The 14,397-nt window shown below is 40.5% G+C and carries 12 protein-coding genes; 4 read left to right on the plus strand and 8 right to left on the minus strand.

Features of this window, described 5'->3' with window-relative positions:
- Positions 1-263: 263 nt before the first annotated feature.
- The gene (locus K7A41_RS17690) at positions 264-860 is read left to right on the plus strand and encodes an RNA polymerase sigma-70 factor (RefSeq protein WP_265714734.1); all 597 of its coding nucleotides are present in this window, start codon (positions 264-266) and stop codon (positions 858-860) included.
- Positions 861-970: 110 nt separating this feature from the next.
- Here K7A41_RS17690 and K7A41_RS17695 read toward each other — a convergent pair whose 3' ends face one another.
- From K7A41_RS17695 to K7A41_RS17715, 5 genes are all read right to left on the minus strand, one after another.
- Positions 971-1,786: an endonuclease/exonuclease/phosphatase family protein gene (locus K7A41_RS17695; protein WP_265714735.1), complete on the minus strand. Its 816-nt coding sequence runs from the start codon at positions 1,784-1,786 to the stop codon at positions 971-973.
- Between the two features lie 59 nt (positions 1,787-1,845).
- Positions 1,846-2,787, minus strand: a complete 942-nt coding sequence (locus K7A41_RS17700; protein WP_265714736.1) for a BT_3987 domain-containing protein — start codon at positions 2,785-2,787, stop codon at positions 1,846-1,848.
- 75 nt (positions 2,788-2,862) lie between these two features.
- Entirely contained in the window at positions 2,863-4,731 is a 1,869-nt protein-coding gene (locus K7A41_RS17705) for a RagB/SusD family nutrient uptake outer membrane protein (RefSeq protein WP_265714737.1), read from the minus strand.
- Positions 4,732-4,741: 10 nt separating this feature from the next.
- Positions 4,742-8,113 (minus strand): SusC/RagA family TonB-linked outer membrane protein, encoded by a 3,372-nt coding sequence (locus tag K7A41_RS17710; RefSeq protein ID WP_265714738.1) that lies wholly within the window; start codon positions 8,111-8,113, stop codon positions 4,742-4,744.
- Positions 8,114-8,235: 122 nt separating this feature from the next.
- Positions 8,236-9,390: a FecR family protein gene (locus tag K7A41_RS17715; RefSeq protein ID WP_265714739.1), complete on the minus strand. Its 1,155-nt coding sequence runs from the start codon at positions 9,388-9,390 to the stop codon at positions 8,236-8,238.
- Positions 9,391-9,953: 563 nt separating this feature from the next.
- Here K7A41_RS17715 and K7A41_RS17720 point away from each other — a divergent pair.
- Positions 9,954-10,391, plus strand: coding sequence for a nuclear transport factor 2 family protein (locus K7A41_RS17720; RefSeq protein WP_265714740.1), 438 nt, complete (start codon positions 9,954-9,956; stop codon positions 10,389-10,391).
- Positions 10,392-10,609: 218 nt separating this feature from the next.
- Here K7A41_RS17720 and K7A41_RS17725 read toward each other — a convergent pair whose 3' ends face one another.
- Both K7A41_RS17725 and K7A41_RS17730 read right to left on the minus strand, forming a co-directional pair.
- Positions 10,610-11,065 carry a DUF1801 domain-containing protein gene (locus tag K7A41_RS17725; protein ID WP_265714741.1) on the minus strand — a complete coding sequence of 152 codons (456 nt, stop codon included), beginning with the start codon at positions 11,063-11,065 and terminating at the stop codon, positions 10,610-10,612.
- A 5-nt stretch (positions 11,066-11,070) separates the two neighbouring features.
- Positions 11,071-11,613, minus strand: coding sequence for an SRPBCC family protein (locus K7A41_RS17730; protein WP_265714742.1), 543 nt, complete (start codon positions 11,611-11,613; stop codon positions 11,071-11,073).
- Between the two features lie 361 nt (positions 11,614-11,974).
- Between K7A41_RS17730 and K7A41_RS17735 the strand changes: the two genes are divergently transcribed.
- Together K7A41_RS17735 and K7A41_RS17740 are read left to right on the plus strand one after the other, a co-directional pair.
- Positions 11,975-12,418: a nuclear transport factor 2 family protein gene (locus K7A41_RS17735; RefSeq protein ID WP_265714743.1), complete on the plus strand. Its 444-nt coding sequence runs from the start codon at positions 11,975-11,977 to the stop codon at positions 12,416-12,418.
- Positions 12,419-13,045: 627 nt separating this feature from the next.
- Entirely contained in the window at positions 13,046-13,483 is a 438-nt protein-coding gene (locus K7A41_RS17740; protein WP_265714744.1) for a nuclear transport factor 2 family protein, read from the plus strand.
- A 115-nt stretch (positions 13,484-13,598) separates the two neighbouring features.
- On the opposite strand, the gene K7A41_RS17745 is transcribed toward K7A41_RS17740, so the two are convergent.
- A complete protein-coding gene (locus K7A41_RS17745) occupies positions 13,599-14,240 on the minus strand; it encodes a DNA alkylation repair protein (RefSeq protein ID WP_265714745.1) in 642 nt (213 codons plus the stop codon).
- Positions 14,241-14,397 lie beyond the last annotated feature (157 nt).

The raw sequence follows: 14,397 nt of genomic DNA on the forward strand, positions 1-14,397 counted from the left end.
TTAAAGACGATTGGATCTACTGTACTGCGCAATTTTATGTTAATCCTTTCAGCTGAATAATCTATTTTTTCGTGGATGATTGGCACGGCAGTCGAAGGGAGTTGTATAGCTTGTTGAGAAGATTATCCTCCATTTGATTTAGTCAACACTTTAGTTTATATTTGGGTAATCAATTTATGAACCACAAATTTTTAATTCTTTAAAACGTGCTTAATGCCTGTTTAATATAAGTTGAATATTTTTGCGATTGACTAAGAAAAACCATGAGTGATACGAAAGAAATATTTTTACTCAATGTACGGCTCAGAGAAGGGGATCATTACGCCTTTATGGAAGCTTATGAGAAGTACAATAAAGGAATATATCACTTTGTCAAAAGGTTTATTCAAGATGCAGATACAATCGACGACATTATTCACGATGCGTTTCTTAATCTGTGGAAATACAGATCCAATATCAAAAACAACCTGTCTTTACAAGCTTACCTTTATCGAATTTCAAGAAATATCATATTCAAGCATCTGAAGGAAAAAATGAGGGCTGCTGAAGCTATCCTTGAAACTGCAAATACCAATCAGCCTTTCGATAATTCTCCACCTGCTGATTATTCTCTAGAAAGCAATGAATACAATAGGATCTATGAGCTGGCTATCGATCAATTGCCGCCGCAGCGCAAGCGTATTTTTATCATGTCTAGAGAGGAAGGACTGAGTTATAAGGAAATTGCCGACCATTTGAAAATTTCACCCAACACTGTAAAAGAACATATGTCCTTGGCACTGAAGACAATTCGCGAATATATTGCCAAGGACCATGGTATAATCTATGCGCTTCTTTTTATCTATACTGTAGGCCGTTGAGATCCTGCAATCACTATCAAAGTGTTTTGTCTGCCAAATTAATCCTAATCTTACTTTCTTAAAGTCTTATGATCTGATCCATACTAGACAGTTCATGATTTCAGTAAAAATTAGTTGATTTTAAACGTAGCAATTACTGGGAAATGGTCTGACTCCTTATTTGCCCAGGTGTATACAGCATATGCTTGCGGACTGATAGCATCAATAGGTGCATACAGCAAATAGTCTATTGTTCGGTTTGCACCAGTAGTTGGAAAAGTGAATTGATTACAGTTCCCATTTAAACAGCCGACTGAAAAGTATTTACGCAAGATATTCATGGGATTGGAATTAGGAAGACAATTAAAATCAGCTCCCACAATAACAGGTTTGTCAAAAGATTTTGCTAATGTTACAAAGTCAGCTGCTTGTTTGAGTCTGTTTCTCTCGTCACTTAAATGATCAAAATGGGTGCTGACGAAATAAAATGCTTTGTTATTTTTTTCAACCAGGATTCTTGCAACCGATCTGCGCTCTCCTCCTAATGCAGGATCTACTTCCAGATTATAGGCTGCCCGTTCTTTGATAGGCAATTTGCTCAGTATCGCATCTCCATATTCACCGTTCTGTACATTGATAGCTTTGGCAAAAAAATAGTCCATTCCAGTTAACGAGGCAAGCTCCTTAGCAATATCGCCATTGCTTTTATTCCGGTCTGTAAATTTGTCAACCTCCTGCAATGCCAGAAGGTCAGGGTCAGCACGTTTTATGACGTCTGCGATCAAGTTTAGATCGGGGATCCCGCCATTTCGGGCTCCATAAATATTGTAGGTCATCACTTTTACTGTGGTTTCCTTTTTTTCTGGTCCAGGTGACGGAAGATCGGATGGACTTTTGCTGCATGCAAAGCAGATTATTGTCAAGCACGACAGTATATAATATCTCATTGGACGAATATTTTAACAAAACTGCTCCAACCTTTAGCGGAGCAGTTTTAAGTGATGAATTAAAAAGCCTCAAGTTCTGCAATAGCAGTGGTGTCGCCATTGCCGGCGCTGTTAAGTACTGTAACTTTAAAATATTTGGCGTTAGTACTTTTCTCAAAATACATGGTCGCTGCCGTTTCATCAGAAGAGGCTGCGATGATAAAAATTCCCGCACTGCTCCAGTTCTGGCCGTCTATGCTGGTTTCGATTTGCACAGTCTTAGGAAACAGGTAAGCGTTGTTAGCACCTGTTCTGCCGTATAGTTTTACGCCATGAAGCGGATGTTCATTAGCCATGGCAATTGTCACATGGTGAGGATGTGTCGGACGCCAACCGTTTACTCGTCTATATGTGGAAAGCCAACATGTGGCTTTATCCCCGTCGATACAATAGGGTGCCCTTCCTCCGATAGCATCATAATCATCGTCTGAGAAGTCGATTATTTTCCAGCCCGCTAATGGGATGGAGGGGAAGGGGTTGCTTTCATATACACCATTTACAATAAAGTACGTCGTCTCTAATCCTTTTGTAATCGGTAATTCTGGTGACACACTCTTAATACTTATAGGAATGAGATAGGCTTTTGTGCCGCCCAATTTTATCGCATTTATCCGAAGTTTTGCCGAATTGCTGCCTCCGAAATTTCGGTCAATTTGTACCGTTGGATTTTCAAGCGCATAACTTCCGCTAGGCGGTAGCTCATAGCTGCTGTTATTTTGGTTATTGTATTCGGCCACTTTGCTCGCATCGACAAACAGTTCGATGCTGACTTTCTGTGAAAGTTCTTCCAATCCACCATATCCTGCGCCGATAGGGGTTTCGACCCATTCGTCTTTTATATTGTATGATTGGAGGATTGCACCATTGGCAGCAGATGGTAGATAGACATTTCCATATTGTTTAGCGTTTTCTATGTTTAACTCCGGTTCTTTACATGCTTGGAATAAAGATATTAAAGTCATGTATAAGATTATGCTGCCGTATCGCCAGCGATTTATATATAGGATTTTATTGGATTTTTTCATTTTGTTTAATAGTTACCAGCCCGGATTTTGGACTAAATTGATATTACGTTGAATCTCTGTTTGAGGTATTGGAAATAGATAAAAGCTCTTACGGAAAACCCGAGTTTCGAATTTTGTTCGCTTAAAAAATGCCATGTCCGCATTAGAAGTTCCCGCTTCTACATTCATTCCATAAAATGGACCGCCATCTGTTTGTTCAGCGATTTTCCAGCGGCGAGTATCGAAATAACGCAGATGCTCCATTGTAAGTTCTATCCGTCTTTCTGTTCTTATCTGCTGTCTCATTTCGGCTTGGGTAAGCCCTGTGCTAAGAGGTGGTATTCCTCCTCTTAAGCGAATTTGGTTTAAATACTTTAGTATATCCGCATGTCCGGGGCTATATTCATTAAGAGCCTCGACATAATTGAGTAGGATTTCAGCATAACGCATCATTACCAATGAACGTGCTACATTGTTTTGGGTGGGGTGGTATGTTGGTGATACGTTTTTTCGAAATAAGTAACCGGTTTCCGAATAATCATGTGAACCTCCTTTACCTGATTCGCCAGTGTAGTAAAGTTGTATTTCGCGTACGCCGAGGCTCGATGTTGTATTTATCCAGTCGCTACCACTGTAAGTTATGGCGGCATAAAAGCGCGGTTCTCGATTGATGTACATGTTGAAGGTTGATTTTGACCGTGTTGCACCTGGAGCAGTGAAGGTGCTGAAACCAGATTCTGTATATCCGCTTGCTGTATTTATCTTAGGGCTTCCATCACTTGCATAACCAGTGATTGGAGATTCTCCGTTGGACATTCTGTACGTGTCGATCAGCTGTTGGGTAGGACCCATAGACGCATATCCACTGGCCAATCGCGGTGTACAAGATCTTTGGTAACTACCGAGGTTGTTCGAATTTCGCGCTAGTATCCATTCAATATTCCAAGAATCCAAGAATACATCTCTGTAGGAGAGAAAGCCATCTATTGAACCATCACTTTTTGTTTTCTTGTATAATCCCAGCTTACCTGAGGATTCTGCGTAGTCTATGACTGCTTTCGCTGCATCAGCGGCTTTTTTCCATTTGTTATTATCGTGTGTCGGATTAAACAGCGCTTTGCCATCGTTATTCCGAACACCGTTAAAGTCTGGGTTACCATTAAAAAGAGGACTAGCGGCATACAGAAGGAGTTTGCTTTTAATCGCCCGGCAAAGCACTTTGCTTGCACGACCCATATCATTTTCAAGCACATTATCTCCAGAATAGTAATGTTCTATATCCAGATCAGCTTCAGCTTGATCCAATTCTGATACGATATAATTCACGCATTCATCGTATGAACTTCTTGGGATCTGCATAGCCGGATCGGTAAGCGGGAGATCTGGGTCTATCTCCTGATCGCCAAGCAAAATAACAGGTCCATACTGCTTGAGTAATTCTGCGTAGAAAAATGCGCGTAGAAAGCGGGCTTCGGCTTTTCTTCTCTTGATGAAATTTTGCCCTTCCCGATCCTCCAGGATCTGCTTATTGCCTTCGATATTATTGATAAAAGTCGTCGCAGTTCGAATACCTTTGTAATAGTGCTCCCAAAAATTCCAATAATTTGAGGAAGCATTCCAGTTTCCAAGATTTACCCGAAATGGGTTATTCCTTTGTGATACGTCATTGTCGTCTGAAAGGACATCCCAGGGGGTGTCATTGGTGCGGTGAGCCTCATCGCGGATGTAACTATAGGTATTTGCCAGCCATTTTTCTGAAAGATCCCGTCTGTTAAATACCTCCTCTAGGGAAAGTCGGTCGTCGGGGACCTGATCTAGATAGTCTTTGCTGCATGATACATGAAATGTCAACAGAGCAGTTATGATCGCGCTATATATACTATTTTTAAATACTTGTTTCATTTTGGTTGAATTAGAAGTTGATATTTAGGCCCAAGGAATAAGTTTTGATATTCGGGTATTTAGACCCTTTTCCGTCACCGAGTTCCACATCCCAGAATTTGAAAGGGCTCCAGGTGAACAGATTGTATCCCGAAAAAAAGATACTGGCGGCATCCAGTTTGGCATGTTTAACGACATGTTTGGGAAGCTGATAACTTAATTGTACATCTTTCAAACGTACATATCGACCGTTTTTGAGCCACCAGGTACTTGGTACGAAGTTACTGTTGGGACTTCCGTCTGACAGTCGAGGATAAAAAGCATCTTGGCGGGGATTATCAATGGTCCATCGATCTTCGATGTTACTCAGTAAGTTTCCACGGCTCATTGATACAGAAAACGGGTTTAAACCTTCTCCAGTCATCATGACATCGACATTTCCTACACCTTGGAACAAAGTCGACAAGGACCAGTTTTTGTAAGTAAATGAAAAACCAAGTCCATACACTAATTCAGGGATTGTTCCGTAGCCGATAGGCACCTTGTCAAAATCATCTATTTTACCATCACCATTCACATCCTGGAATTTGATGTCTCCCGGCTTTACAAGCCCCGGGTGCAATGGACCATTATTGATATCGTCATCAGACTCAAATAAACCCAGCGCGATATATCCTTTTCTCAATCCCAGTTTTCTGCCCCGATCATCTTGCCAAGGATATAAAGGATTGGGCTGATCATTTTCAATAACCTTATTTCTGTTATAAGTAATATTGCCAAGTAGTTGAAAACTAAAATCACCAAACCTTTTATTCCATGTCAATGATCCATCAATTCCCTTATTATCGATTATTCCTAAGTTTCCTGACGGTGCAGATTGCAGCCCTACATAACTAGGTACATTGCCCCGTCTGAGGAATATACCACTTCTACGCTCTTTGAAAAAGTCGAGCTGAAGATTCACCTCATTGTTTTTTGTTTGGAGATCTAGACCCAAGTTGCTTTTGATGGAGGTCTCCCAGGTAACGTTGACGCCGTACTCGCCTATATTTACACCTTTGTCAAATTTTGTCTGGCTATTTTTTCCGAAATTATACCCTCCAGCGTCATCTTTAATGGTAGAAATATAAGCAAAGCGAAGCTCATCATTGGATATTAAGATTTTACTATTGCCTACCTTGCCATGTGAGAACCGTATTTTAGCGAGTGAGATGTTATCTTTCAATGTCGAGAAAAATTTCTCTTCACTCAGTACCCACGCAAGTCCAAATGAGGGGAAGAATCCAAATCGATTATTAGGGGCAAAGTTTTCCGAACCGTTGTAGCCAAAATTCGCTTCCATAAAGTAACGGTTGTCATAACTATATGTTGTACGTCCTGATACGCCCAAAAACCGATACGGGAGGGAGGTGATAAGCGTACTTGCTTGCGAGTTTAATCTGTCGCTTTTGTTGTATAGTACCATGGCAGAGGTTGAGTGCTTGCCAAAATCACGCTTATAGTTTAGAGCGCCCTCCAAGTATATTGTTCTTTCTCCCTCACTGTTTCTCGAAAAGCTCAAAAAGCGTTCTCCAACATAGGTCTGATCGTATTGCATGACACCATTTTCATCCCTTCCTGTTGCCAAAAAAGAGTCTGGACGTTTAGTTCGTCTCATACTCGTATAGTTGTAGACATCAAATGAGAACATTGCCGTCGCGGATAATCCTTTTGTTATAAACGGGAGCTCTTGCGTAGCACGCAAGTTGGAGAATAGCTGGTTGCGCCATTGGTTGGCATAACCGGTTTGAGTGAGATGAGCATAAGGGTTCATTAAGGAGCCTGCCCGTTGATCAGGCACAGTACCATTTTCAAACATGACCGGGTGAATCACTGGAGTCATCAACCATGCGTTTTCGAATATAGTGCCTTGGCTTGAAGCTGGATAGTTTGCATTTGCAAGATAGCCTTGGACCCCCAATTCAATTTTGGTAAGTGTGGATGGTTTTACAGTTAAGTTGGAGGTTAAATTATATCGTTTATAGCCTACCTGCTGATTATAGTTCACCGATTTATCTTGTTTATAAAGTCCCACTTCGTCAAAATAGCTGACACCAACATAATAATTAGACATATCAGAGCCTCCGCTTATGTTCATGTTTCCCCGGCGCTGATGACCAAATTTGTTAAATAGTGCGCCCATCCAGTCGACGTTGGGGTATAGGTAAGGATCCTCACCGCTAGCCGTTTTCTGGATTTTTTCTTCACTGTATATTGGTGCAGCGCCTCGATTCGTCAAGGCTTCGTTAGACATTTGCATATAGGTGATACCATCTGCAAACTCTGGTAATTTGGTCATTTGAGTGAGGCCTTCATAATAACGAACATTGAACTTAGGTTTTCCAGGAATTCCTGATTTCGTTTTTATAATCACCACGCCATTCGCTCCGCGGACACCATACACTGCAGTTGCGGCTGCATCTTTTAAAACGGTGAAGCTTTCAATATCTTCCGGATCTACATTAGACATTTTTCGAGGCGTACCATCCACGAGTACCAGCGGTTCGCTTAAACCTTGGCTGAAAGTGGAAATCCCCCGAATCCAGATGCTGGAATCATCAAACCCCGGCTCCCCGGTTCTTTGTACAGAAACTACACCGGCGATTCTTCCCGCCAATGCATTTGTTAGGTTGGCGACAGGCACCTGAAGATCCTTTGCCGTCACGGTAGACTGGGCCCCCACGACTGATATTTTTTTCTGTGTTCCGAATCCCACGACCACCACTTCATCCAATCCGGCCTCCGTAGGTTCGAGGCTAACTTGTAGTGGACCCTGGCCATTGACTGTAATCTCAATTTTTTTGTAGCCCATGCTTTGGAAGACCAGCACACTGCCGGTTGGCGCAGCCAGGATAAATTTGCCATGGATATCGGTCGTAGTTCCTACATTGGGTTTGTCTTTCAAAGTGATGGAAACACCAGCCAATGTCTCACCTTTGGTATTTGTTACTGTGCCTATAATATCTTTCTGAACGTAATTAATTGCGGCAGCCGGACTTGTTGTTTTCAAGATTCTTACAAAGTCATGTCTTACTTCATAGGTAAGGTGGTAAGGTTCGAGTATTTCTTTTAAGACCTGCTTAGCGGGCTTCGCACCTCTATAATTTATTTTGACTTTCAAAAAGCTGTCCTGATTGTTATACGCTAAAGGGATATGATATTTGGTCTGAAGTTGTTCGAGCGCTTCTTGAAGGCTGATGTTCTTGAAATTTACGGAAACAGCATTATTCAACTCTTTTTGTCCATAGCTCTTTGTGCTCGCACAAACGATAGCTGATGTCATTAAAAATCCTGATAATACAGTAGAGATACGCATAAACTGTTTAAGGTTATGATTTTGACAACAATGTCTTTTTTTTTGCATCTTTGCAATAATTAATAAGGTTAATACTTTGTTAAGGATGAGATGATATCAGTAGTTTCTCAGGCCATTTGATAGCATCTAGATCATTTGCCAGAATTGCCTAGCAGTTCTGGCTTAATTTTTTAATTGGTAGCTTTAATATTCCATATCTTTTTATTCTTATCGAATGTCAAATTAGCGTTGCTCAGCTCCGCTAAAGTTTTTATTACCTGTAACTTATCTTTATTCTTGAATGTTATCGAAATTTTGGTGTCAGCAAGCGACGGATCTACAGCGATGGAATCACCATAGATGCGATAGACCTTTTGGGCGATTTGGATCAGCGGTTCATTGATATGAACAGTTTCATTGTTAAACCACATCATGTTATTATGTGTGGCTTTATCCCATTTGTTGATCGCTGTAAGTTTTGCACGCTCACCCTTTATCAGCGTGATCTTGCTATCCGAACTGATTAGTTTTTCCATTATAGGTGACTTATGCCAATCGTTGCTTTCCAGTTGACCTTTGTCTCCAGCAGAAAGGGAAAGACTGGATTTTATTTTTCCAAAAAGTCGCTGCATCCCCGATTGTGGCTCATTAGTTGGGTTCGCTAATACATGAATAAGATCATTTTCATCTATACGGTATACATTTACTTTACCAGAATTGACTTCCACCAAACGCTCTATATCACTATCGATATTAAAGGCTGTGCCGACCACTTGTGTTGTGAAGTTTCTTGCGATCACAAAAAATGGTTTAGCAGGATTGTTACTGACCTCAAAAAAAGCTTCGCCCTTAAGTCGTACAACCCTTATATTGCTTGCATATTCGAGGGGATATGTCAACGTACTGTTCCCATTTAGAATGACGGTCGTTGAATCACTTAACCTCACTTTTTTGCGTTCACCATAATTGGTCCGTATTGTCGTCCATTGTATCTCTGTATTACTTTTTCTTAACGATGTATAGAAGTATAGTACAGAAAGAAGAGCTATGAGTGCCATTGCTGCCACCTTGACTATGCTCTTTGTCCATCGTGAACTTTTAGATTTACCTTTTGTTTCCGTTGCGATGGACGCCAATAATTGATCTTTTATTTTATCCTTATTGGGATTATCAGGCAAGTTAATATTGTCGTTAGTAAGTTCATCGAATAATTTATGTACTCTCAGTAAGAGATCTTGTGAATTTCTCCTGTCACGGAGTATGGCCTCCAGTGAGATCAGTTCATCCTTACTGATCGAATTATCGTTTAACTTTTGAACGAGTATTAAAAAATCATCTTCTATCATACCTTGTAATAGACGTGATTTTAGATTTGGTAGGGGTCGATAGAAAAATTTTTTTGAGAGTCTTTATTGCGTTCCCTCTTTCATGTTTCGTCATCCAAAGTTTTAAAGACTATTGGATTTACTGTACGACGCCAATTTTTATGCTAATCCTTTTGAGCATTTCTTTTATATCGTGTTATTGCTGATACAGTGTTCGAACGCGAACAACATGTTTTAAAATTGTCCGCATGCGCACACCCCCATATTTTAAATAACGGTACCGAATAGGCCTTTAAAGCGAATGGAGTCCTATAATGAGCTCATTCTGCCAACTGGTATAATGTTTGGCACGCAGCTGATAAGATGCATACTATATTCTTTATCATCTGTTTATTTCGGTCATTCACCGAGTTTTTCGGTTCATTGACCTAAAGCCCATGGACCAGATGCCTATTGAATAGTAGTTTTGGATCAACAAATAAGAACAACCATCATGAGCATAGATAGAGATGGTCATGATAGATTCATCACCGATAAGGAACAAATTATTTAGATGAAAACAACTAACAAAAAATAAAGAAATTATGAAAACTCTAGTAAAAACATTCGCAACAGCAGCCTTAATCGTCGTATCTACATTCACTATGGCCGCTGAAGACCCCGGTTCCAAAAATACAAAAGCAGATGTCAATCTATCTACAGCAGACTTTGCGCTTGACCACTATGTTGCGGTCACTACTGCAGGGGAGTCTGCAGGCGTAGAGCAGTTGTTTGCCGCAGATTTTAGCCAGAAGTCTAATGCAACAACCAACAGCCGCAATGCCGTCGTTAAATTCTTTAAAAAACAAAAAGGAGTGAAGCTGAACTGTAAAGTGAGTACCGATATTATCGAAGAGACAGCAGACTATATGATTGCTAAAGTGACATTGAATTTCGAGGACTTCACCAAGACCGACCTGGTGACTTTGGTACGCGAAGGCGATAGCTGGAAGGTGTCGAATTCGGTACACGCTTACAAGTAGTTATTTATGGTCAGTTCGCTCCTGCCAAGAACTGGTCAATAGTGTATCATATGTTATAAGTTTGGTTTAATGGCCACGTCGTGAGACGTGGTTTTTTACGTCAAAAGGGCCTGATGTCCATCAGAACCTTTCTCTTAGCGCTTTCCGTTGAACACAGCTGTGGCGCTTATTCCATCCTTTGTATCCGTCACCTTCCGATGTTGTAAGCGGTGCGCTTCTTATCTTTTATAAGTCCGTTCATAAGTATCGATCCACTCCTTCACACTCACCCTTTTCATGAGCTCGCCAATCAATTTATAAGGAATGTCATCTGTCTTTTTAAAGCGAATACAACTTTTCCCCATATCCAACTTTTGTTTGCAATGCTTGGGATATTCCCCCACAAACCATTGCAGAAGTTGTGGCATGGCGTAAATACCCATGTGGTAAAAGTTGATCGAATTTTTCTGAGAAGCAATTCCTGCGAAAGGCAATGGTTCACTTGGCTTGCAATGATATCCTGCCGGATAAATAGAATGTGGAACAACATAACCCAAACCACCATAACTGATACCTGCTTCAAAGCCTGTGGGCATATTTTCCACGATCACCTCATGCAATCGTTTAAATGCGTCGGCTCTTTCATGTGGAATGTTATCCAAAATTTCTTTTACGGTTTCGCCAACTGCTTTCATACGATTTATTGCTGTTCCAAAATTGTTTTCAAATCGCGTAGCCCTGTTTCTAGGTCTCCGCCAATCATTTTTTCCATATCCATAAACAGCAACATTATATTCATCGGGTAATTCATGTGCCCGCTAAACCCCCAAGTAACTTTTGTCTGATCCCCGTTTACCGATGTCGTTGTCATATAAGCAGGCTCTGTTGCCTCAAATGGTTTAATAAAACGAAGCTCAACGTCAATACGTTCGCCTTCGATGATCTTCTTAATTTCTTGTTCACCCCAACCCACTTCTTTTTTGTCGCTCTCCCAATGTGATACAAAACCAACCGTTCCGTCCGTTCCTTTGTAGGTCTTTTTCATGGTCGGGTCTATCTTGTTCCACTTGCTGTAATTGTCTTGATTTCTTAAGAATTTAATGTAATTAAACACCTCTTGTTTAGGCTTTTTGACAATAACTTCACGTTGAACTGCGTAGTCTTTCTTTACAAACAAAGCTACGATGAGAGGAATGGCGATTAAGATTGCCAAACCAATTAAAATTCTTTTTGCGGTTTTCATAGCAGTACTATTTTTAAGTTTTACGATTGGCTTCTTCCTTGGTATCCGTGGTGATAGAACTGGTAAAGTTGTTTTCGGCTTTATAATTGGTACCCTCATCTGCCACCACTATCGGCGCTCCATTTTAAAATTAGTAATTTATTTCCGAATGGTCCCTTTTAAATATTTGAATTTTTTGCGGTAAGGCCGTTTAGAATCTCATTTGCCCTCGAAAACAGGAACGCTTCACCTACCTATTCCTACTGTTCACCGATTTTTTCTGCCGCTGGTCTAAAGCCCATAGGCCAGGGGCTGTTTGTGTTGTAGCTTTGAATCAACAAGTAGGATTAAATAAACTAACACAATATAAAATAAAATCGTTATGAAAGCACTTATAAAGACATTAGCAGCTACAACGCTAATTACCATATCCACATTCGTTATGGCCGGAGTTCCCGAGACTAAATCCGAGAAAGTAAGCGTTAATCTGTCCACTGCAGACTTTGCACTTGGCCATTATATCGCGGTGACAACAAAGGGAGAATCTGCGGGCGTGGAGCAGTTGTTTGCCGTGGATTTTAAGCAGACAATTCAAGCATCCCATGTGCAGACCTATGGACGTAATGTCCTGGTTAAGTCTTTAAAAAAACGAAACGGAGAAATCCTGAACTGCCAAGTGAATATCAAGATCGTGGAAAAATCGGCGGATTATATGATTGCGAAAATTGTACTGACATTTGAACACTTCAGTATGACAGACCTTGTGACGCTGGTCTATGAAGACGGAAGCTGGAAGGCGTCCAAGTCAATCCATTCCTATAAATAACATGCGAAAGAATCATATGTTTATAAGTTTAGTGTAAAGCCACGTCGTGAGGGCGTGGCTTTTTTACGTCAAAAGGGCCTGATATTTATCAGACCCTTTCTCTTAGCGTTGTTCTGTACAGTAATTTGTTTGTTTCCTATCGTTTCCTCTTTTATGTTTCGTCATCCAATGCTTTTAAAAACTATTGGATTTTTACTGTACGACGCCAATTTTTATGTCGGTCCTTTCTTGCGAAAGGCAGCTATTTGCTTCATTCTATTGTAAGAACAGCTGCAGTTTGGAAATAGTTTTATCGAAATGATTTTTTTTCATTTTTTTAAGTCAGCAATACACTAATTATTTCACAACAGATAAAATATACAATAGATCATGCTCAGGTTAAACGCTGCATGGCATAATATAGCACCCCAAATTGCTCCTGATTTTACTTTGAAAAGGTAAAATATTCTACTTGCAAAATACATCGAAAACTCCAAATAAGTACATTACTCAACTTCACCTACCAATTCTGTCCATTCACCGAGTTTTCCTGCCCGTTGGTCTAAAGCCCATGGGCCAGGGGCTGTTTGTGTTGTAGTTTTGAATCAACAAATAAGAATAGTACTAATACAATAAAATAAAGACATTATGACAACGCTAGTAAAAACATTCGCAGCAGCAGCCCTGATCGCAGTATCCACATTCGCTATGGCCGCTGAGGGTCCCGGTACAAAATCAGTTAAAGCAAACGTCAATCTGTCCACAGCAGACTTTGCCCTTGAGCACTATATTGCGGTCACTACCGCAGGTGAGTCAGCAGGTGTTGAGCAGCTGTTTATCGGAGATTTCAGGCACAAAGCCAACGCCACTACTCATCACCGTGATGCGATGGTGAAATTCTTTAAAAGACAAAAAGGAGAGAAACTGAACTGCAAAGTGAGTACGGATATCATTGAAGAGTCAACTGATTTTATGGTGGCTAAAGTGATTATGAAATTTGAAAATTTCACCAAGACTGACTTAGTTACTTTGGTACGTGAAGGTGATAGTTGGAAGGTATCGCGTTCGATCAACGGTTACAGATAGAACACAACGACTAGTGGCCGGTCAGCACAGCCGAAGACTGGCCACTAGTGAATCATATGTTTATAAGTTTAGTGTAAAGCCACGTCGTGAGATGTGGCCTTTTTACGTCAAAAGGTTATAAATTCCTTTTGCTACTTTCAATCGCGATAAACTCGGGTAAATATTCCGGGGTGCAGCCTTTTGACACCATTTTACCTTTATACAAACCTGTTTTTTCTCCGAGAGCGATGCAGCGATTTCGATAGTTTTTTTCGTATACGCCAATCCAGCCTGCTGTAAAATTCATTGCCCATTGTACATGAGGCTCTTCATTTTCAATTTGTTTTTCAATAGTTGATAACAACATTTCACTACCTGGTTGTGGTTTGCCCATCCAGCGTAAGCGCGCCTGATAATACCAATAAATTCGCCTTTTAAGTGAATTGGGGCTGTCTTTCCACAGTTCAATCAAAGCGATCGTCTTTTTGTCTTTGGTGAGCTGGTTGGCCATTAACCAATCAATTAGTTGGAGCTTCTCCTTCTCGTTATGTCGATTCACGTCGTTGATCAGTTTGTCAATAACATCTTCGCTTAGACGTTTCTTGTCCATAATTAAGATGGCCAATTGCTGAGCAAAAAAGAAGTCGGACGTCCAAAGTTCCATGGCTAACTCATGGTCTTTTTTTAAATCTTTTGCAATGATCCGTATATCGCCAAGCTTGGTATTGTGGTCCTGTAATTTAGCTAAAATGATTTGTGCTCTCCTTGATAAATCCATAATTATCCAAAAGTTTAGTGTTCAGTGCGGGAGTAATTCTTTTCGTTTATCAGTTTCGTTCCCATTCTGAACACTGCGATTACTATGGTTAAAAATAACATTTATTTATTGGTCTCACGCCCATTTTAGCTTACCAAAGCATGCTTTTTTTTGGAAG

It is taken from the genome of Sphingobacterium sp. InxBP1 (assembly GCF_026191775.1).
Taxonomy (GTDB): domain Bacteria; phylum Bacteroidota; class Bacteroidia; order Sphingobacteriales; family Sphingobacteriaceae; genus Sphingobacterium; species Sphingobacterium thalpophilum.